At 52.6% G+C, this 20894-nt stretch carries 15 protein-coding genes; 1 reads left to right on the top strand and 14 read right to left on the bottom strand.

Features of this window, described 5'->3' with window-relative positions:
• Positions 1-8: 8 nt before the first annotated feature.
• Positions 9-671, top strand: coding sequence for a TetR/AcrR family transcriptional regulator (locus D4L85_RS19590; protein ID WP_119755896.1), 663 nt, complete (start codon positions 9-11; stop codon positions 669-671).
• Between the two features lie 168 nt (positions 672-839).
• Here the strand turns inward: D4L85_RS19590 and D4L85_RS19585 are convergent, their stop codons facing one another.
• The 14 genes from D4L85_RS19585 to D4L85_RS19520 all read right to left on the bottom strand — a co-directional run bounded on the left by D4L85_RS19585 (position 840) and on the right by D4L85_RS19520 (position 20890).
• On the bottom strand, positions 840-1790 hold the full coding sequence (locus D4L85_RS19585) for a phosphatase PAP2 family protein (protein WP_228450538.1): 951 nt from the start codon (positions 1788-1790) through the stop codon (positions 840-842).
• Complete coding sequence (locus tag D4L85_RS19580; RefSeq protein WP_119755895.1) at positions 1780-2397, bottom strand: sterol desaturase family protein; 618 nt, start codon at positions 2395-2397, stop codon at positions 1780-1782. Before D4L85_RS19580 ends, D4L85_RS19585 begins: the two co-directional genes overlap by 11 nt.
• 3 nt (positions 2398-2400) lie before the next feature.
• Positions 2401-2958, bottom strand: coding sequence for a DUF4833 domain-containing protein (locus D4L85_RS19575; protein ID WP_119755894.1), 558 nt, complete (start codon positions 2956-2958; stop codon positions 2401-2403).
• 16 nt (positions 2959-2974) lie between these two features.
• Positions 2975-3712, bottom strand: a complete 738-nt coding sequence (locus D4L85_RS19570) for a CDP-alcohol phosphatidyltransferase family protein (protein ID WP_228450537.1) — start codon at positions 3710-3712, stop codon at positions 2975-2977.
• 13 nt (positions 3713-3725) lie between these two features.
• Entirely contained in the window at positions 3726-6230 is a 2505-nt protein-coding gene (locus tag D4L85_RS19565) for a DUF5686 and carboxypeptidase-like regulatory domain-containing protein (RefSeq protein ID WP_228450536.1), read from the bottom strand.
• A 58-nt stretch (positions 6231-6288) separates the two neighbouring features.
• Positions 6289-6615 (bottom strand): GtrA family protein, encoded by a 327-nt coding sequence (locus tag D4L85_RS19560; RefSeq protein ID WP_160143859.1) that lies wholly within the window; start codon positions 6613-6615, stop codon positions 6289-6291.
• 59 nt (positions 6616-6674) lie between these two features.
• A complete protein-coding gene (locus D4L85_RS19555) occupies positions 6675-7124 on the bottom strand; it encodes a phosphatidylglycerophosphatase A family protein (protein ID WP_119755891.1) in 450 nt (149 codons plus the stop codon).
• 6 nt (positions 7125-7130) lie between these two features.
• Positions 7131-8456 carry an inositol-3-phosphate synthase gene (locus tag D4L85_RS19550; RefSeq protein ID WP_119755890.1) on the bottom strand — a complete coding sequence of 442 codons (1326 nt, stop codon included), beginning with the start codon at positions 8454-8456 and terminating at the stop codon, positions 7131-7133.
• 33 nt (positions 8457-8489) lie between these two features.
• Positions 8490-9476: an NAD-dependent epimerase/dehydratase family protein gene (locus D4L85_RS19545; protein WP_119755889.1), complete on the bottom strand. Its 987-nt coding sequence runs from the start codon at positions 9474-9476 to the stop codon at positions 8490-8492.
• A complete protein-coding gene (locus D4L85_RS19540) occupies positions 9473-10594 on the bottom strand; it encodes a GNAT family N-acetyltransferase (RefSeq protein ID WP_119755888.1) in 1122 nt (373 codons plus the stop codon). The genes D4L85_RS19545 and D4L85_RS19540 overlap by 4 nt, the downstream gene beginning before the upstream one ends.
• Positions 10594-11799 carry a serine palmitoyltransferase gene (gene spt, locus D4L85_RS19535; protein WP_119755887.1) on the bottom strand — a complete coding sequence of 402 codons (1206 nt, stop codon included), beginning with the start codon at positions 11797-11799 and terminating at the stop codon, positions 10594-10596. Before spt ends, D4L85_RS19540 begins: the two co-directional genes overlap by 1 nt.
• A gap of 389 nt (positions 11800-12188) precedes the next feature.
• The gene (locus tag D4L85_RS19530; RefSeq protein WP_160143858.1) at positions 12189-15740 is read right to left on the bottom strand and encodes a VCBS repeat-containing protein; all 3552 of its coding nucleotides are present in this window, start codon (positions 15738-15740) and stop codon (positions 12189-12191) included.
• Positions 15741-15822: 82 nt separating this feature from the next.
• Positions 15823-17346: a RagB/SusD family nutrient uptake outer membrane protein gene (locus tag D4L85_RS19525; RefSeq protein WP_119758862.1), complete on the bottom strand. Its 1524-nt coding sequence runs from the start codon at positions 17344-17346 to the stop codon at positions 15823-15825.
• A 25-nt stretch (positions 17347-17371) separates the two neighbouring features.
• The gene (locus D4L85_RS19520) at positions 17372-20890 is read right to left on the bottom strand and encodes a SusC/RagA family TonB-linked outer membrane protein (RefSeq protein WP_119755885.1); all 3519 of its coding nucleotides are present in this window, start codon (positions 20888-20890) and stop codon (positions 17372-17374) included.
• Positions 20891-20894 lie beyond the last annotated feature (4 nt).

Genomic DNA, 20894 nt, shown 5'->3' with positions numbered 1-20894 from the left:
AAAATTAGATGAGCGTCGTCGTCCTCTCCAAAGATGAACTTATCCGCGTGGAAGTCCTCAAAGCTTCCCGGACCCTATTCCAGCGCTTTGGCCTTTTCAAAACCACCATGGAAGACATTGCCAAGGCCGTGGGAAAAGGCAAGAGTACGCTATACTATTACTACGAAAGCAAAGACGAGATCTTCGATGCCGTGATCCGCGAAGACATGCAGGAAGTCTTCAGCCAGGTGAAAGCTGCCGTGGAGAAGGCCTGCACCGCCGAGGAAAAACTCCGTATGTTCACCATCAGCAAGATCAGGGCCATCAACCAAAAAGCCAACCTCTACGGCATTGTCTTTGGCGAGATCTCCGAGAACCCCCAACTGATCAAAGGACTCAAGAAAAACTTCGAAGCCCAGGAACTGGAACTCCTCCGCGACATCCTCGTCTTCGGCATCTACAACAACGAATTCAAACGCATCACGGACCAGGACCTGGACGACCTGAGTCATATCATGCTGAGCGCCACGCGAGGCATTGAGATGGGATTGCTGGAGGATTGCCGCATTAAGAAAATGGGTGACCGGTTGGAGGTGATTTTGGATCTGATTTGCCACGGGATTAAATCAGGAGCTGGGAGTCAGGAGTTGAAATCAGGAGCCAGAATCCAGGAGCCAGGAGCCAGGAGTTAATTGCCAGAGTCAAATTCAGAATCTAGCGTTCAGATTTAGAGTCCAGTAGCCAGAAGCTTGTTCTCGGTATTCTAGTAGTCAGTAGTCAGTAGCCAATACCTGTAATTCAAACTCAGATCCTGAGATCCAGGCCAGGAGTTAGTAGTCAGTAGCCAGAAGTTCTCGCTCCTAAGAAATCACCCCAGCATACCGCTCCACAAAACCAGCGAATCCCTTACTTTTCGCCAGCATCATTTGAAAAAGCACGATTCCGGTGACTGCCACGGCAATGCCGGCCAGGACATCCAAAATGTAATGGTGACTCGTATAGACCGCCGCAAACCAAATGCCCACCGTAATGATCGCAAAGACGATCTTCATGAGGCCCATTTTGTTTTTCCAGGAGTGGTACAGTACCAGCAACGGATAGGCCGAGTGCAGCGAAGGCATGGCGGCGAAGACGTTGGAGCCTTTGGTGTAGAGGGATTGGAAGACGGTGATGTGGAAGAAGTGGTCGAAGCGGATGAGGCCGGCGGTGTTGCCCCGGGTGCCGGCGATGAAATCGAAACCGTATTCCTGGACATACCACGGAGGAGCAGCCGGGTAGAGATAGTAGATGACGAAGCCGATGAGGTTGGTGAGCAAAAACGTGAGGGAGAAATAGAGGAAACTCCGGCGGTTGCGAAAGAAGAGATAGGCGGCAAAACCCAGGGGCACGGGAATCCAGCATAAGTAAAAAATGCCGGCCAGCACATCCGCTAGCACGATGCTGTGGCGCTGGAAATATTCATTGGGTGTCAGCACCCCTTCGACGGTGTGGATGCCGAACAGGCGGGCCTCCGCGTGGTAGAGGCTGCCGATGTGCACGTCGTTGAACCAGTAGTTGGGGAAGGCCTTCATGTAGTCGAAAATGACCCAGAAGACGATAAAGATCGAAAAGCCCAGGATGAATTTCCGGGTGATGGCGGTCGACACATAGAGCACCGTAAAAATGCCCGCCAGCACCAACTGATCGGATTTGAAGCCGATGAGCAGGGCGGAGAGCAATACATAGACTGCCGATACCAGCAAAGCGGTGGCCAGGTAACGTCCAAAAGGTTTAGTTGCCTCAGCCGCCGGGTAATCCAGGTTATTTTTCAAAATCCGATCTGAATATTTTATCCCAAAGGGCGGAGCTCACACCGTAGCCCTTGGTGGCATCGCTGTAGTGATGCTGCATGTGGTGGTGTTTCAGCCTTTTCCAAAATGGGCTTTTAAAGGTAGCATGATGGAGGGCATAATGCGAAATATCATAGAAAAGATATCCGGCAATGAAGAGGGCAAAGGAGGCGGAAACCCAATCCGGGGGCAAAACAGCCTGGAAAAGAAAATAGAAACCGGTGGCCAGGGGAATGCTCACCGACGGGGGCAGGACCAACCGCAGGGCATCGTTGGGGTAGTCGTGGTGAACGCCGTGAAAAATAAAGTGAAGACGCTGGCCCCATTTCGACTTGGGTTCGAAATGAAAAATAAACCGGTGCATCACATATTCGGTGAGCGTCCAAAACAAGAGGCCGCCCAGGCCGCAGGCCACGAACGTGACGACGTTATTGTGCCAGACAAACAAGGCGCTGTAGATGAAATATAAAATCACGGGAATAAAAACGATCAGCGGCACACTGTAGTGGACTACGGAAAACCGCTCCAGGAAGTCGCTCTTGAACATGCGCGACGACTCGGTTGAATTGGAGACAAATTGCTTCTTCATACCCTAAGGTTTAAAGGACTGAATAACTTCTTTACCGGAAACCGGATCGATTCCCTTCACCTGCGCGCACACCACATTGGGAAGCCAGAAGCTTCCCCCTTCAATTTGCAGGAACACGCGGCTCACTTCAATCTGCTTCCCATTGACCGTGGCCAGGATGTGATAACGATTATCGCGTGCGGAACGTGACAGGTAGAACGGAAGTTTTTTATAGGACACAAAGCGGAGTTCAAACGTGTTGTTCTCCAGCTTCTTGCTTTTGATGCCGTAGGCATAATGACGTTGAATATACGAAAGATCTTCCCGCTGGCCATTCTCGCCATAGCGCAACCAATAGACCCGAACCGGCTCCTCTTCGTTGGGCACACCCTGGTCGAGGTTCAGCTCGTACATGATGGTGTTGGTGTTGGGTGTTCGTTGAATGTAGAAGAGCGAGGTCTGATCTCTTGGCGGCGTGGGGAACTGGTTGCTGATGGTGCACTCGCACGGCTCCGCCTTTGGAGCCTCTCTGACGGGGGCCATCCCCATCGTGATCAGCCATATGCTCAATAAAAAATTCATACGTCTTAAACGATCCTTATAATCCTTTCTGCTCTAATGCTTTCTTCGCTTCGCGTAGTCTGTGGAATGCCGTGATGTTGGTCAACACGGCCATGATGGTCAAGGGAATGGTGAACACGGAAATGGTCTCGAAGATCTGGAAGGGAATGCCGGGAACAAAAAGTTTATAGTCACCCCCGATATAATAGGCGGTGATGCCACAGGCCAGGGCCGAGACCCCAATGGTCACCACGCGCTCGGGCCGTTGCATCAACCCTCCTTTCACCTCCACCCCAAGACCTTCGGCCCGTGCCCGGATGTAGCTCACCATCATGGACCCGATCAGGGCGATGAAAGCAAACAACGAGCTGAGAAAATAATGATGGCCGATCAGGTAATAACAAATTCCCAGGAACATGATCAGTTCGCTGTAGCGGTCCAACACTGAATCGTATAGTGCACCAAAGGTCGAGCTCATGTTGCCCAGGCGCGCCACCTGCCCGTCGAGCATATCGAACAGGCCGGCAAAGAGCGTCAGTGCTCCAGCCCAGCCCACATACCTCAGGTCGCCGCGGTTGCCTTCTTCGGCGCCGGCCACAAAGATGGCGGCCACGCCTACGTTCAGGACCAGCCCCACCGTGGTCACGGCATTGGGTGTGAACCCGATGCGCACCAGAAATTTCACGAAGGGATTGATCACCTTATAGATCAGTTGCTGCAACACGATGCGCAACGGTTGCTTCTGTATCACTTGGGGGGTTGTCGTTGTATTCATACGATCTGCTAGCTTAAAAATCAAATTTAAATCTTGCGCGGATGCCCCAACTCGAAATCGTCGGGTGATCCAGGTAGCTCAGGCGTTTCACCATATCAACACGGATGAGCTTGAAAATGTTGGCTATCCCCACGCTGCACTCCATATAGGGCTGCGCGGCCAGCGAATAAGTGGTGGTCACCCCGTCGCTGTTCGTGGGGAAGGCAAAGGTCTGCGCGTTGTAGTTCGGATCGTTCTCCCTCCGGATACTACCATACAGCAACTTGAACGTAGCCACCTCGCGCCATTTTAACTTTTTGAACAACGGAATTTTATTAAAAATAAATCCATTGAAGTAGTGATCAAAGTTCACACTCACATATTTGTCGCTCACAAATTCCAGGAAGTTCATGAGGTTATAGGACTGCAACTGATAGGAGTACGTCTGGTTGGCCCGGTGGATGTTCAGCAGCGGGAACGGCACCTGGCCAAAAACATAGCCCCCCTCGGCCACCACATCGGTGTAGCCAAATTGTGACAAATAAAAACGTTTGAACACATTAAGGGCCACCGACTGATAATTGTATTCGCCGCCCAGGAGCCCCTTCACGCCCCCGATAAAACGCGCCGTGACGATGGGATACCGGTTTGGAATGGGAATCCGGTAGGCTTTACCCTGGTAAAATTGCTCTCCCGGCGCCCAGCGTAGCTCCAATGAAAATTCCGAAGTGGTCACCTGCTGGATTTCTGTCACGGTGTCGTCTGCGCGGATTTCATATTTCAGTCCTCCCGCCGGAATCTGTTTCCAATTCTTGAAGCCTAATCTATAGGAGAAGTGGCTGTCGAATTCGTGGAGGTAGTCGATGTTCCAGATGTCGTTGTACAGCCACTTGTCGTTCACACCGCGTTTGAACGAAAGGAGGAAGTTGTCTTCCTGAACAAACTGCAGCTCCTGGCCGGGAATTTTTGTGTCGCGCTGGAAACTCGCGCGGAGGGTGTGCACCGGAAACTGCCAGATGGATTTGCCGGTAAACGAATAGGTGGCGCTCAGAAAATATTTCCACTTCTCATCCTTAAAACCATAGGCGCCATAGGTCTCGAAATACAGGCGTTCGTTGAACTTGGGCGTCGTGCGTCCACCGACCCGGAGGCGGAAACCTTCCACGGGGTTGAAGCTGTAGAACGTGTTCACCGGTCCCAGCTCCCACCAGCCAAAACCTTTGTAGCCGGCCAGCAAAAGCGTGGCAATGTCCATCGTGCGTTTGAAGGAGGGTAGCTTCTGAAGGCTGTCGATATTTTGATACACTTTCGATTCGGCCACAGACAACGAGTCGTGGCGATTGGAGAGCCAGAATCCGTCGTTGTGCTTTTCCGAGTCGGTGAGCGTTAGCTTCGAGTCGCTTTCATAAAACTTGGGCTCGCGGGGTTTGTCGATAACAAAATTTTTGTAGGAGACCACGCGTTCGCCGTATAGGCCGCCCCCACCCTTCGACAATCCGAAATCACACTGCATGCGGCTCTTCACCACCTGGAAACGTCCCGAGGGGGTTTGCACAAAATCCTGGTCGATGTGCAGTTCGCGTACCCAGTTCAGGTTGATGTTTTTGTTCACGGTCATCTCCACCTTTTGCACGGCGTAGTGGGTGTCGAGCGTAACGTACAATTTCCCCTGAAATAAAAATCCACCGGCATCGCGCGGCACAAACACCAGCTCCACCAAATTGGGTGTTACGTTTTTCAGGGTGTCGGTAATGTAGAATTTATAGAAGGTCGGCGCGCTGTCGGCAATGGGACTCAGGAATTGGTTGGTCAGCAACACCGTGTTGTTGTCATAGATGTCGATGTCGCTGTATAAATAATTCAGGTAGGTGCTCAGACCCGCGTTGTCGATATAGTCGTCGAAGCTCACTTTTTGATGGGCCTTCGTGACGGCGATGTTCTTTTCGGGTGTGCGCCGGTAGTAGCGATCCGACAAGGTCTCTTGCAGGTAGATGGGCAGCAGCGCTTTGCCGGGAATGGTCGTGGTGTCTACGTTTTCGAACAGCCACTTGTATTTGCGAAAGATCTTGCGATCCTTGAATTTGTCCGACATGTTGCTGAGCGACATCTGAAGCTTTTCGTATTCTTCATACTCGGCAAAGTTGTAGCTCTCCATCCGGTTTTCTTTCTTGTGGGAGATCATTTCCCGCACGAGGTCCACAGCTGGATTGTTCTTGTTCCGGTAGCGTTCCCGTTGGTTGCCGGAGGTAACGGTCACCTCGTCGAGGATCTTGGCGTCGGGGGCCATCTTCACGTTCAGCTCCTGTGTTTCGCCGGGACGGATCTTGCGGATCACGGTCTTATACCCTAAAAAAGAAAAATGAAGATTCACATTTTCCAGGTTGGGGGTATGGATCACATAGGCGCCGTCGGCATCGGTGACGCTTCCCACGGTAGTACCTTCATAAAAAACGTTCACGAAAGGCAGGGGTTCTTTCGTTTCAGCATCGGTCACGACGCCGCTCACGGTGGTCTGTCCAAACACCGCGATTGCACTCATCCAAAGACCGATCACTATACTTATTCTATACATCACACTTCATGCGCGCCGTACGCGCCTATTTAAATACATATTTCTTTTGCAGTACGTAGTTATACGTAACACTTAAAAAAATCGCTACCAGTACTTTTGCGACACCATAATTAATATTGACGTAGTCCGTCACGGCCACCAACAATAAAAAACCAAGCGCCACATAACCCATCCAAACGATTGCATAGCGCAGTGCCTGCTGCTTTAGGTTGGTCGTTTCCGAAGAAATGAACACCCATTGTCTGCCGATGACGAAGTTGGTGATGGCTCCCACGATATTCCCCACAATGCCGGCATGGCCATACCAAACTCCTAACACCTCAACGCAAACAATAGTGCATGCAAAATCCACCAGCGATGCGATAAGTGAAGCCGTTTGTGACTTCAGGAATATGAGTCCGTCTTTTATGATCAGAGTATGGATAGTTTCACAGCCACCTGCAGCAGGATGTTGGTGTAAATTCCCGCCAGCACGTCATCTGCCATCACCCCCCATCCGTGGGGAAGTTTCTCCATCGAACGGATATAGGCTGGTTTGGCAATATCAAAAAACCGGAACAGCACAAAGGCTGCCAGACCGATGCCGAAACTTACGGGAAGGAACAACACACTGATGCCCATGCCCGCTACTTCGTCAATCACGACGCGATGACTGTCGATGCCCCAGTATCGCTCCACCACCGTGGCCGACCACACACCAATGGCGGTGATGGCCAGGGTAATGAACAGGACCACCGCCGGATCAACGCCGCCGGCAAATACATACCAGGCGATTGCGCAAACGGCCGCGGCCACCGTGCCACTTCCCTTGCGGATGTATCCGATGCCTGCAACGGTTGCAATGATCTGGTGTAGGGTCATGCAAGCTTACAATGACTCCACCAGATCCTGGTAGTAATCCAGGCCCAAGTGCGTAATGAGATCTTCGCCCATGATGTGACGCAGCGTATTCTGCAGCTTGATCAATTGTTTGAAGATGTCATGCTCCGGACGCAAGCCCGGCGCAGTTTGCGGCGACTTGAAGTAGAACGACAACCATTCCTGGATGCCGCTCATGTTCGCGCGCTTGGCCAGGTCGAAGAACAAGGCCAGGTCCAATACGATGGGAGCCGCCAGGATCGAGTCGCGACACAGGAAATTGATCTTGATCTGCATCGGGTAACCCAACCATCCGAAGATGTCGATGTTGTCCCAGCTTTCCTTGTTGTCGCCGTGCGGCGGATAATAGTTGATGCGGATCTTGTGATACAGGTCGCCGTAGAGTTCCGGGCTCAGCTCGGGTTGCAAAATATCTTCCAGCACGCCCAACTTGGACACTTCCTTGGTCTTGAAGTTATCCGGGTCGTCCAGCACGAGGCCGTCGCGGTTGCCGAGAATGTTTGTGGAGAACCATCCGCGGATACCCAGCGAACGCGCGTGCAGGCCGGGAGCGAGAATGGTTTTCATCAGGGTCTGCCCCGTCTTGAAATCCTTGCCCCCGATGGGCACACCGTTTTCTTTGGCCAGTTCGATCAGCGCCGGGATGTCGCATGTCAGGTTAGGCGCACCGTTGGCAAACGGCACTCCTTTTTTGATGGCGGCATAGGCATAGATCATGCTGGGCGAAATGAGCGGATCGTTGTTGCGCAAGCCGTCTTCGAAAGCATAGATGTTCTGGTGAACGTCTGCTTCTTCGATGTATTTCTCTGTGGAGCCGCACCACACCATGACGAGGCGCGAGCATCCGTTTTCTTTTTTGAAGTTGTCGATGTCTTCCATCACGGCCAGCGCGAGGTCGAACTTGGTCGCCGCTTCCTTGATGTTGGTGCCGTCCAGGTTCCGGATGTAGGTTTTGTCGAAGACCGCCTTCATGGGCTTGATCTTTTCCAACTCGTCCTTAATGGGTTGAAGCAATCCAAGCTCCAACACTTTGGCGTTCACCGCGGCTTCATAGACGTTGTCGGTGTATACATCCCATCCGCCAAACACGATGTCGTTCAGATCGGCCAGGGGCACAAAGTCCTTTATTTTGGGATAGCGGTTCTCGGTGCGTTTTCCCAGGCGGATGTTGCCGGTTTGAGTGAGCGAACCGACAGGTTGTGCCAATCCCTTCTTCACGGCCTCCACACCGGCGATCATGGTGGTCGCCACGGCACCCAGGCCAGGGATCAATATGCCCAGCTTTCCATTTGCTTGTTCGATCTGTTCTTTCATAGCATTTTATTAAAGTCTTTTGTTTGGGTTCACCTAGAGCCAGCGATTGGCTTTGTACCATTGAAGGGTTTCGTCTAACCCCTGCGCCAGCGTGTAGCGGGGCGAAAATCCAAGGTCCTTCCGGATGCTGTCGATGCTGCACGACCAGTTGGCGGCCGTGAGCTCGGCCAGCTTGTCCTGGTTCAGCGCCGGCATGCTGCCCTGCATCCGTCCCAGGGTCTCCTGGACAAACGCCATGGCTTTTACCATCCCCATGGGGATATGAACCTTTAACGTCTTCTTGTGCAATATTTCTTTGGTAATGTTGGCCAGTTCATAGCGGTCATAACTTCCCCCATCGGATACGTTATACGATCCTTTGACAACTGAACTGAACAAAGCCCCTATGCTCACCGCCGCCAGATCTTTCACATAAATGAAGCTCAACTGCTGTGGCTTTCTCCCGATGTAGGGCTCCAAGCCTTGTGCGATGGTTTTCAGGATGATGAAAATATCGCGGTCACGGGGGCCATATACGGCTGTGGGGCGCAACACGATGGAGGGCAGGCCGTCCAAGGCCGAGAGATAGCTTTCGGCCAGCAACTTGCTTTTTCCATAGAATGTCACCGGGTTCGGCGCGTCCTTTTCCAGGATGGGGTGCCCATTCTTTGCAGGGCCCATGGCCGCGAGGCTGCTGAGGAAAACAAATTTCTTCAACGGCACCTGCACCTCCGACACGGCCCGTGCCAGGTTGCGTGTGTACACGGCGTTGACCTCGTTGTAGGAGGCCTCGCTCAGGGCTTTGGTCGCCCCGGCTGCGTGGATCACGTATTGATAGTCCTTCGCCTCCAGCTCTGCCCGGATGGCCCTGACATCCGAAAAATCGGTGGTCACAAACTGGACCGGCAAATTCCGCAGGTGATCCACCCGGCTCGACGCGCGCACCGCGGCGGACACCTCCAGGCCTTTTGCCAAGGCCTCCTCGATGAGGTGATACCCCACAAATCCACTCGCCCCGGTGATCAGCACGCGTTCTTTCATATCGCTTTCTCAAAGATCCTGTAGCGCTTGTGGGGCACGCCCTTCACATGCAGCAAGGCATTATTCATGAGATCGTTGTCTTCCAAGATCCACGAAGCTTCCGCGCGCTTGAATTTCTTGCGGCGATACGCTTCGATGATGGTGCCATAAAAACACGCTTCAATGCCCAGCTTGCGGTATCCTTCCATCACCCCCAGGGCGATGACACGGATGCCGTTGATCTTTTTCAAACCAAAAAGAAGTTTGAACAATCCGAAAGGCAACAACCGTCCGCGCTTGATGTTGATGAGCAGTTGGTTGATGTCGGGAATGGCCAGCGCAAAGCCGATCGCTTTCCCGTCCTTTTCGGCCACCAGGCAGAAGTCGGTGTCCAGGATCATTTTCATGTCTTTGGCCAGGTAGTCGAACTCCTTTTCCGTCATCGGCACAAAGCCGAGGTTGCGGTCCCAGGCCGAGTTGTAGACCTCGCGGATCCGGGCAACTTCCTGTTCGAAATTCTTCTTGACGACGGGCCGGATCGTAATGCCTTTTGACTGGAGGCGATCCAGCAATGCCTTCTTTACGCGCACGGATTTGTCGTCGTAGCCGTCTTCGCCAAAGCGGTAGGCAATGAGGTCCACCTTCTTGCGAAAGCCGGCCTGGTTCAACAGGGACTCGTAATATTCCTTGTTGTAGGTCATCATGGCGAACGGCGGTGTATCGAAGCCGGCAATGAGCAGGCCGCAGGTTTCGTTGGTCGAAAAGTTGGCTGGCCCGATGATGGTCTTGGCGCCTTTGTCGCGAAGCCATTGTTCGGCTTGTTGAAACAGCAACGCGTTGATCTCGCCGTCGTTCACGGCATCAAAAAATCCGAAGAATCCGTCTTCGGTTTTATTGAATGTGTTGTGGTTTTTGTTGAGAATGCCTGCGATGCGCCCCACCACTTTGTCTTTGTCGTAGGCCAGAAAAAGCTGCACCGGCGAATGCTCGTGAAAAGGATGCTTGCCGGGGGTCAGCAGATCCCGCTGGGCGATGAACAACTCGGGCACATAGCAAGGATCATCCTTATAGTGATCATGCGGGAAATCGATAAATGCTTCAAGTTGGGCTTTGGTGGTGACGGGCTCTACACGCTTCATTAAATGCGTTCTTTAATTTTCAGGACTCCTACTTGCTTGAATGTATAAGCAAGTTTCTCTACGGCTTCTTCGATCTGGCTGAAGGTGTGCGTCGCCATCAGCGAGAAGCGAAGCAGCGACGCATGCGAAGGCACGGCGGGCGAAACCACCGGGTTCACAAACACGCCTTGCTGTTGCAGCAGGCTGGTGACAATAAAGGTTTTCTCATTGTCACGCACATAGATGGGGATGATGGGACTCTCCGTGTCGCCGATGTCGAAGCCTTCTTCTTTGAGAAGGTGCATGGCATAGCGGGTGTTGTTCCACAATTGCTCCATGTGCTGGGGCTCGGTCTCCAGGATGTCGAGTGCAGCCAACACACTGGCCGCAGAAGACGGCGTCATGCTGGCGCTGAAAATGAGCGAACGGGCCTGGTGTTTCAGATAATCGATCGTGTCGCGATCGGAGGCTACGAAGCCGCCGAGGGAAGCGAGCGATTTGCTGAACGTGCCCGTGATGATGTCTACTTTGTCGTCGAGTTTGAAGTGTGACGCGGTGCCTGCGCCTTTGTCGCCGATCACACCGAGGCTATGCGCATCGTCCACCACCACCGTGGCACCGTATTGCTCGGCCAGCGTCACGATCTCGGGAAGCTTGGCCAGGTCGCCTTCCATGCTGAAGATGCCGTCGACCACGATGAGTTTGATCGCTTCTTCGGGCAGCATGCTCAGACGACGGGCCAGGTCGTTCATGTCGTTGTGGCCATATTTGATCACGCGCGAAAACGACAAGCGTGTGCCGTCGTAGATGGAAGCGTGATCGTACTCGTCCAAGATCAAATAATCATTGCGCCCGGTCAGGCTCGACATCACGCCAAGGTTCACTTGAAAGCCGGTGCTGAAAATGAGCGCAGCAGGCTTGCCGGTGAACGCGGCGATGCGGTCTTCCAACTCGATATGAATGTCGAGCGTGCCGTTAAGAAAGCGGGAGCCGGCGCATCCGGTGCCGTACTTTTCGATTGCCTTCTGGGCTGCTTCTTTGATGCGTGGGTGATTGGTCAATCCCAAATAGGAATTGGAACCGAACATGAGCACGCGTTTGCCCTCAATGATCACCTCGGTGTCCTGTGCGGACGAGATGGGTCGAAAGTAAGGATAGATGCCCCTTTCACGGGCTTCCTTCGCCGCAGTGAAAGTGGCGATCCTGGCTTGTAAGAGTTTGTTCATGCGAATAGAAATCAATTGTTATCTGAACCTATTGGAGCCGATTTCCGTTTCGACTACTTGATAAGTCGAACGAAATCGCAGTTTATTCTAAAGAATGTTTCGAACGATTTCGTTTTACGGTCCAAAAGTAGAACAAGTTTTTAATTTTGATCTAACGAAAAGGTAAAAAAAATATAATATCCACGCTAAAAAAGGGGTTTTCAAACACTTGTTTAAATCCTGCCCTTTCTTGTTCAAAGCCCTTTGGACAAGCGTTAAAGCGTGCCCTTTCCCATGCCTTTTTCTCCCAAAAATGAGTGTTTCAATCGGGTGAAATTTTCCGATGAACCCGGGTAAGTATTTCTTTCCGAAGTCCACTCCGGCAAAAAAAAATTTTATACCAACCAGAATTATTTTGACCCGGCGCCGGTCCCCCAGACCTTCCGTCGATTGCCGGCACTGTCTTTTAGCCAGACTTCCTGTACCCCGGAAAAAATCGGGATCACACGGGTGGATTGCGACAAGTAGCCCGAACCATAGTATAGCTCTCTTTTCTCCACTTTGCCATCGGCCCATTTGAGTTCGGCCTGCACATCCGTCCGTCCCGGGGTTATCCACTGCTGGAGCCGGGGATAGTCTGAGGGCAGTTGCTCCCATGCCTGCAAACTATCGCGGTTCGCTGTAGCGATGTACAGCGGTATGTTGTTTGCCCGCCTCAGCAGGCCCAGGCTCTTGGCATCGGTGTCAACAGCAAAGTTGCTCTTTCTGACGGGGAGCGCCTGGAAGTTTCCTTTTCCATCGCCCAGCAAGCACACCCCCGTGCCGGCATCGTAATAGCCGGTAAGCGGATCGGCCGCATAGGAATTGCCTATGCCAAGGACATCGGGGTGATGATCGCCATTCAGGTCGGTTATTTGAACGCCGTTCAAGGGGGCGAATTGAGCTTCCACCGGCAAAGCTGTTATTTTGAATTTGCCTCCACCGAGATTCTCCACATAGGATGATGACAGCGTTGTCGCACGATAGACCAGCGCGCCTTGCAGTTGTTCCGGCGTAAGGATGTCCTGTATAGAAGCGCCTCCGTAGACGGCATAGCGAACTAGTTTGCGTTTCAAGCTCACGATCTGGTCGGTCAGTGTCTCGCGCGGATGCGTTAAATATTCCTTGCCCTGCACATAGCGCGTCACCAGCGGGTCGAACGAGCCGTTGCCATCAAAATCTTTTGCATAGATGCTGACGGGCTCTTCTGGCGAAGCCTGGAACAGCGAGTTGAGTCCAAGGTTCCCACAGATGTAGTCAACATCGCCGTCGTGGTCTATGTCGTCGCCGGTGATGCTGGTCCACCAACCGGGGGCGTCTTCGAAGGCTTTTGAGAAGGCCTTGCCCTGGTTGTTTTTGTAGAAGGAAACGGGCATCCACTCTCCTACGATGACCAGGTCGGTCCAGCCATCGTTGTCGAAATCGGTCCACAGCGCACCGGTGATCATGCCCACACGCTCGAGCAGGGGCGCCACCGATTTTGTTACATCAATAAAATTTCCTTTTCCATCGTTTTGCAACAGGAAGCTTTGCGGGGCTTCGGGATAACGCCCAGGCACAATCCTTCCGCCCACAAAAAGGTCGAGGTCGCCATCCTTGTCAAAATCGGTGGCGACTACGGTGCTCCCACTGGCGTTTTCCTTTGGCAGGGCCGTGGTGTCCTCTACAAGTTTCTTACCGTTGTTGCGATAAAAACGGTCCTGATAGGCACTCGGCGCCGCGCCGAATTCAGAGCTGCCGCTGACACAATACAGGTCCAGGTCGTTGTCGCCATCGGCATCGAACAAAAGCATGCTCATGTCCTCCTGTGGCTTTGCACCCAGCGAATCTTTTTTGAACGTCCCGTTCTTTTGCTGAATGAACATCGTGGTGCCGCGGGCGGCCGCGCCGCACAACAGCACATCGTCGAGACCGTCCTGGTTGACATCGCCGATGGTAAGACCCGGGCCGGCCTGCGAATATTTTTGAGGCAAGGTGGCTGTGGCTTTGTAGTCGATATACTCGTCTTCTTCGTGTTTGTAGGAAAGACCGGTAGCAGCGGTCACCTTCCCAAAAGAGACCAATGAAGCCATCTCCTCCAGGGGCAATGCCCAGAAACCGGCAGAATCGGCCGCTGCAGGCTTAACGGCATCGGTATACGCCAACGTCAAGACTTGATTGGCCTTCACATTTTTCAATGTCTGCTCATGTCCATCCGGCCAGCGAATCGCCAGTTCGTCAAGCTGTGTGAGGCTATCCAATCCGAAGTGAACAAAAGGCTCCACCGAAGATTGAAAACCGCGCTGCGTTTCAAACTCGCGGTATTGTATTTTATTACCTTGACGGATCTCGATCTGCGCACCCAACCCGCTCCGGTTTCCCGCCGGACCTTTCAGGGCGATGCGTAAGTAGTTGCTTTTTCCAGGCTCAAGCTCGCGCGCATTATTTTTATATACCGATGCTTCATCATTGATGTTGTTGATCACCATGTCGAGATCACCATCGTTGTCGAAGTCGGCATAGGCGGCGCCGTTGCCATAGGCTTCGTGCGTCAATCCCCATTCTTTCGATTTGTTGGTGAAGCGCAGGTCGCCGTTGTTCTTGAAAATAAGATCGGGCTTCTTCACGCCTTCAATCTTATTCACAGCATCTAACGTTTTTTTCATCCGCGTGGCGTCCGTGCCAAACATACTGGACTCCTTGCTGTAGGTAACAAAGTCGAGGTTAGTGATGTCCTTGCGATAGCCGTTGGTGATGAGCACATCCTGCCAGCCGTCGTTGTCCACATCGGCGATGAGACCGCTCCAACTCCAGTCGGTGGCATAGAGGCCCGAGAGATAGCCGATGTCGCTATAGGTACCGTTGCCGTTGTTGAGTTGCAGGACGTTGCGCACGTACTGCGGCTGGTATTTCATCTGGATATTTTTTTTGAACCGGTCGTAGCCGATGCCGCTAAACATCGTCTTTTGCCGCAGGTTGTCTTCGGGAAACATATCAACCACCAGGATGTCGTCCAGGCCGTCATTGTTGATATCGCCGATGTCGGCCCCCATACCGTTGTATTCCGTGTGTTTCATGCGCTCCTTCTCGTTCCCAAAGGTGCCGTCGCCACGATTGATGTAGACGTGATCATTGGAGAGGAAGTCGTTGGCCGCATACACATCGGGCTTGCCATCGCGATTGAGGTCGTCCACCACGATGCCGAGTCCCCATCCCTCCGTGCGGATCCCGGCCGCGGCAGACACATCTTCAAAATGCGGCAGCCCGTTGGCAGGACCGTTGTTTCGGAAGAGCTTGTCTACGCTCTTGCCCGTGCCGTCGGTGTGTTGCCCGGTGGGTGAGTTCCGTGTGTAGTTTTCCAGCGCGTTAGTGAGCAGGTACATGTCGAGATCGCCGTCGAGGTCATAGTCCAGGAAGGCAGCCTGGGTGGAGTAGCTCCGATCGGCCAGGCCCACTGCGGCGGCCACTTCCTCGAACACGGGAACGCCGTTGTCGCCGACGCCCTTGTTGTGGAAAAGCAGGTTGGGCGTCGATCTGTCGTCGTGGGGATTTACGGTGCACACATAGATGTCCATCCAACCGTCCTGGTCGATGTCGACTACTGAAATGCCGGTGCACCAATATTTTGTGGTCACCTTCGCTGGCTCCGTAATATCGTCGAAACGGAAGTTGCCTTTGTTGAGATAGAGTTTGCTGGTCACCATGTTCCCGGCAAAGAATATGTCCGTCAAACCGTCGTTGTTAAAATCGCCTACGCCAACGCCACCACCGTTGTACATGTACTCGAACGACAGGATGTTGAGCGTATCGCTCTCCGTCAGCAGGTTATTGAACGCAATGCCCGTGGTGCCGGAAGGCAAAAGCTCGAAGCGGGTGGGTTGCGTATGACAACCCATGGCGAGAAAAAGAACAAGGGCGAATAGCGGGAGGGTATTTTTGAGCATAGGTTCTGGTGAATTCATCTGAAAAGTAAAAAAACAGGGCGATGAAACATCGCCCTGTCTTCAGTTTAATTCGGACCGCTGATCAATACCCGGGGTTCTGCTCGCTTTGCGGAATCTCCTTGTTGGTATTGATCTCATCCTGCGGTATGGGGAGCAGCTCAAATTTGTTCGCTTCGAAATAGGAAATCGGTTCGGTGGTCAGCTTGCCGTTCTTCCTCCAACGGAGAATGTCGAAATTGCGTACTTCTTCGCCGGCCAGCTCTACCTGGCGTTCGTGTATGATGGCGCGGGTGATCTCTGCCTTGGAATTGCAAGGGAAGTCGGCTGTAGGATAATTAGGCATGCTCACGCTGGCGCGGTTGCGGATCATGTTCATATAGCTTATTGCCGCAGCGCCCGTGCCCACTTCGTTCTCGCATTCCGCCAGCATCAGCAACACGTCGGCGTAGCGGTACATGCGATAGTTGATCCCGATCTTGTCATAATATCCTCCCGGGTCCAGCTTATACATGACCGAGTATTTTCTCCAGCTGACCTTTTGGGTCACGCTGTGGAAATTGCTGGAGTTGCCTTGTACTTTATCGGCGGTCAGCGTCAGCGGTGCGGCCGGATCGCCGTACTTGTCGCCGATGAAATAAAAGTTTTCTTTCAGGCGGGGATCGTTTGCTTCGTATTCGTTCAGCAGCTTGTCGGAAGGGATCAGGTTGCGCCATCCCACGGCGGAGTATTCTTGCGAGCGGATCCACGATTCGTTTACGCTCGTTCCGTTGCCATCGGCATCCCAGTTAAAATTACCGCTGGAGGTATAAGAAAGTTCGAAGATCGATTCCTTGTTGTACTCCGTTTCTTCTTTGAAGTTATCAAAGTAGTTATCCATCAGCGCATAGCCCATACCTTTCACGGCTTCGAGTTGTGTTTTTGCGTTCGTGTAGTCGCCCGTGAAAATGTAAACTTTGGCCAACAAGGTCAGCGCTGCCCCGCGGGAAGCACGTCCCAGGTCGTTGCCGGAATAAGAAACCGGTAAGTCGGCCTGCAGGCTGTTCAATTCGGTGATCACGAATTTAAAAACATCGCTTTGCGGGCTGCGGGCTTTCACGTCCTCGAACCCTTTTGCGTAGGTATCGTACAGCGGAACATCTCCCCAGAAGGCGGCCAGTTGAAAATAACCCCATGCTCTTAAGAACCGGGCCTCGCCTACAATTCTGGCTTTCACACCCGCGTCGCCCGTAGCATCCGGTGCATCTTCAATGATGGCATTGACACGATGGATCAACCGGTAAAAGCCGTTCCACACGGACGTCATCACCGAATTGGTTGCCCCCAGGGAACCGATCAGGATCTGGTTCCGGGCAGTTTCCAACTGACCCCCGCCGCTGGCCACGTCATCGGAACGCAGGTCATGAAGGAAGAAATACTCACGCCCGCCAAGGTCCGTGCCTTGCAGTATGGCATAGGAACCGGTCAGCGCGGAGTTCAGTTCGTCGACGGTTTTGTAATAATTCTCCGTCTTCACGTTGGTCGTGCTTTGCCTGTCCAGAACGTTTTCGCCGCAGGAGCTGACGATCAGGCTCGATACTACAGTAAAAAATATGATTTTCGTTTTCATGGTTTTCATTTTTTGTTGCTACGCCTTAAAACCCAACTTGAAGACCGGCCATGAAGGTTCTTGGCGACGGGAACTGGCCATAGTCAATACCATTGATCAGCGTGTTGCCCGTACTGTTCTGGTAGCGATTACCGATTTCCGGATCATAACCCGTATACTTCGTGACGGTGAACAGATTTTGCGACGAGATATAGATCCGGAGTTTTTTAAGTGTGCCCTTGGTCAGGTCTTGTATGCCCGCCGACGGTATGGAATAACCGATACTGATATTCTTTAACCGGAAGTAGGAACCGTCTTCGATGAACCGGTCCGATGTCCGTGAATTTTGATTGGGATCGCCGTTCACTGCACGCGGAACATTGGTGTTGGTGTTGTCGGGCGTCCACGCATTCATCACTTCTTTCTCGGCGCCAAATAACCGGAGCATGCCCTGACCGAGCACCTTCGTGCCGTTGTAGATCTTGTTGCCTTGCACACCTTGGAAGAAGAGTGTCATGTCGAAATTCTTGTAGTTGGCCGTGACATTGAAACCGTAATTGAACTTCGGAAGATAGCTGCCTAAGCTCACTTGGTCGGAAGCATCGATCACGCCATCGCCGTTGATATCCTTAAAGCGAATGTCGCCAGGGGCTGCGTTGGACTGATACTTCGTGGACGCGTTGCCGTCGATGGCATTGGCTGCGTCGATCTCGGCCTGGTTTTGGAAAATGCCGTCGGTCTTATAGCCATAAAACTCCTGGATCGAGCTGCCGGCGATGGTGCGTGTGATTTGAAACCCACCAAAGTCGTCGTTCTTGCCGCTGTACAACACGGCGTTGGGTGCGTTCAGTTGTTTTACCGTATTGCGAATGATGCCGATGTTGGCGCTGATGTTGAACGTGATCGGGCCGGTTGACTTTGCATAGCCTGCTATAAATTCATATCCCCAGTTCTTCATCGATGCCACGTTCTGTTTTGTGGCCGACGTATAGCCCAGCGAGTTGGCGGGGATAACATCCAATAACAAGTCGCTGACATTCCTTACAAAGTATTCGGCGGTAAACGTCACGCGGTTCTCAAACAAACCCAGGTCGATACCGAAGTTTGACATTTTTGTTTTTTCCCATGTCAGGTTCAGGTTTTGGATCTTGTCGAAGTAGGCAGCCCCGGCAGCGGGTGCGTTGTTGAAATCGTAGGACGTGTTGGTGTTGATAAACGATTGATAGTCATACGCCCCTACGTTGGCAATGGAACCCAGTGAACCATAGCTGGCGCGCAGTTTCAATTCGGAGATCGTGGGCACTTGCTTCATGAAATTCTCTTCGTTCATGCGCCAGCCCACCGACAGGCCGGGAAAATTACCCCACTTGTGATCGGGTGCAAATCCGGAGAAACCGTCCCTGCGAATGGAAGCGCTCAACAGATATTTTCCTTTGTATTCATAGTTCACACGTGCCAGGTAAGACAACAACGTCGTTTCCGATTTGTCGCCACTCAGCGTAGGATTGGACGATCCCGTCATCTGGTCGATATCGTTGCGGGCCTGTTGCGCACTGGCATTGAGGTTTGACCCCGTGTAGTTTTGCTTCTCTGCTACGGCGATCACGTTGAGCGCGTGCGATCCAAACGTCTTATCGTAGGTGAGTTGATTCGACAGATAGGGAGAGAAGCTTGTGTTCCGGTTGTCGACCAGGTTATGCTGGTTGCGCGACACAAAGCCATCGTTGTACATGGGATAGTCTTCCAAGTGACGGCGTACGGCATAGTTCACACCGGCGGTGAATTTGTATTTCAACCCATCGAAGATCTTGGCTTCCAGATAGCCGCTTCCGATAATGTTCATCACATTGTCTTTGTTGGAGTCCATACTAACGATGCGCACGGGATTTTCAGGATCCGATCCATCATTTCCGCTTGGTGCCCGGAAGCCTCCAAGCAAGGTAGGATCATAGATCGGGATGTAAGGAACCGAGTGAATAATGTGCTGCAGAATGGTTCGTCCACCGCTTTCAGCCTGGTTCCGTGTGCTGGAATACGAGATGTTAAAGTTCTCGCCAAACGTGAACCGGCTGCTGATCTTATTTTCATAATTCAACCGGTAACTGTACCGGTCGAAGTTCGTGCCGAGCATAATCCCCTCCTGGTTGAATTTGCTCACGGAGGTATACAACTTGGATTTTTCCGAACCCACCGACAAGGCCACTTGCGTTTGAGAAATCGGAGCGGTCCGGAACATGGCACCCTGCCAGTCGCTGTTGGTTTGCGCGTAGGTTTGGGTTGATCCTGCGTAGATCGGGTCATTCATAGCCGAAAACCGAGGGGGCAAAGCGTTACCGGCATTTGTCAACAATGCTGTACCATATTTCAAGTAATCATCGGTGCCGAGCAAATCCAATTGCTTCCAGGCTTTCTGTACACCATAGTAGGTATCAACATCCACATGCACTTTGCTGTCGCGCGAACCGCTCTTGGTGGTGATGATGATCACCCCGTTTGCCGCTCTCGATCCATAAATCGCTGACGCAGCGGCATCTTTCAACACTTCGACAGACTCTATGTCCTTCGTATCAATATTGTTCAGGTTTCCTGCAGCAGGAAAGCCGTCGATCACGTACAGCGGCTGAGAAGCTCCGGTGATGGAGCCTATCCCGCGGATGCGCACCGTAGGCGTTGTTCCGGGGCTACCATTGCTGGTTACCTGCACGCCGGGAACACGACCTTGAATGGCCGACTCCACACTCACGACAGGCAACGCTGATACTTCTTTGGAGCCCACGGTGGCCACCGCTCCCGTCACGGAAGAGCGCTTCTGTGTGCCGTATCCCACGACAACCACTTCGCTGAGCTGCTGGATGTCGGGGGTCAGTTTCACATCGATTGTCGTGCGGCTGCCCACGGGCACTTCTTCGGACGTGTAGCCGATGAAGCTCACGACCAACACGGCATTTTCGTCGGGTACGCTGATGGAGAACTTACCATCGGCATCGGTAGTGGTGCCTTTCGTGGTTCCCTTCACCAGCACGTTTGCTCCGGGGATGGGGCCATTGTTCTCGTCGGTGATGGTACCTTGCACGACGATCTCGACAAACCGGTTCTCGGCCGCTGCTTCAAATAACGCTTCTGCATCTGCGGGAGAAGGACTGAGGTCAGCCGAACTATCCTTTTCAGAAGCGGCCGCACCGCGCTGATCGCGGGAAGTTTTCGGGGCAGTCTTAGGCAAAATGGAATACGTGCGGTCATTGATCTTTTTGAATCGCAGACCGACGGGTTCCAGCAAATTGGTCAGTGTGTTTTCGATCTTTCCTTTGATGGCGATCTTGGCGGAAACCTCTTTTCCTTCCAGGACGGTAGATTCATATAAGAATGATACGTTAAAATGATCCTGCACCTCTTCGAGTGCCTCGCGCAACGAACGCACTTCGGCACGACGCGGCGTGGTGCGGTTCATTTGGAGGGCGTTGGCAAAAAGTTGGTCCTGCGCCAACAAGAGCGCTGGAAAACTTAGCATCACCAGACATAAGCAACTCCTCCATACGGTGTAGTAATTACTGTACTGTTTTAGCATACGG

Origin of the sequence: Chryseolinea soli, assembly GCF_003589925.1 — a bacterium.
In the GTDB taxonomy this organism is placed as follows: Bacteria; Bacteroidota; Bacteroidia; order Cytophagales; family Cyclobacteriaceae; genus Chryseolinea; species Chryseolinea soli.
This window is presented reverse-complemented; position numbering and strand designations above follow the sequence as displayed.

What these genes read in the sequence shown, in the direction of transcription:
- D4L85_RS19590 (WP_119755896.1), top strand. Translation starts at nt 9, where the DNA reads ATGAGCGTCGTCGTCCTCTCCAAAGATGAACTTATCCGCGTGGAAGTC.
- D4L85_RS19580 (WP_119755895.1), bottom strand. Translation starts at nt 2,397, where the DNA reads ATGAAGAAGCAATTTGTCTCCAATTCAACCGAGTCGTCGCGCATGTTC.
- D4L85_RS19575 (WP_119755894.1), bottom strand. Translation starts at nt 2,958, where the DNA reads ATGAATTTTTTATTGAGCATATGGCTGATCACGATGGGGATGGCCCCC.
- D4L85_RS19570 (WP_228450537.1), bottom strand. Translation starts at nt 3,712, where the DNA reads ATGAATACAACGACAACCCCCCAAGTGATACAGAAGCAACCGTTGCGC.
- D4L85_RS19565 (WP_228450536.1), bottom strand. Translation starts at nt 6,230, where the DNA reads ATGAGTGCAATCGCGGTGTTTGGACAGACCACCGTGAGCGGCGTCGTG.
- D4L85_RS19555 (WP_119755891.1), bottom strand. Translation starts at nt 7,124, where the DNA reads ATGACCCTACACCAGATCATTGCAACCGTTGCAGGCATCGGATACATC.
- D4L85_RS19550 (WP_119755890.1), bottom strand. Translation starts at nt 8,456, where the DNA reads ATGAAAGAACAGATCGAACAAGCAAATGGAAAGCTGGGCATATTGATC.
- D4L85_RS19545 (WP_119755889.1), bottom strand. Translation starts at nt 9,476, where the DNA reads ATGAAAGAACGCGTGCTGATCACCGGGGCGAGTGGATTTGTGGGGTAT.
- D4L85_RS19540 (WP_119755888.1), bottom strand. Translation starts at nt 10,594, where the DNA reads ATGAAGCGTGTAGAGCCCGTCACCACCAAAGCCCAACTTGAAGCATTT.
- spt (WP_119755887.1), bottom strand. Translation starts at nt 11,799, where the DNA reads ATGAACAAACTCTTACAAGCCAGGATCGCCACTTTCACTGCGGCGAAG.
- D4L85_RS19530 (WP_160143858.1), bottom strand. Translation starts at nt 15,740, where the DNA reads ATGCTCAAAAATACCCTCCCGCTATTCGCCCTTGTTCTTTTTCTCGCC.
- D4L85_RS19525 (WP_119758862.1), bottom strand. Translation starts at nt 17,346, where the DNA reads ATGAAAACGAAAATCATATTTTTTACTGTAGTATCGAGCCTGATCGTC.
- D4L85_RS19520 (WP_119755885.1), bottom strand. Translation starts at nt 20,890, where the DNA reads ATGCTAAAACAGTACAGTAATTACTACACCGTATGGAGGAGTTGCTTA.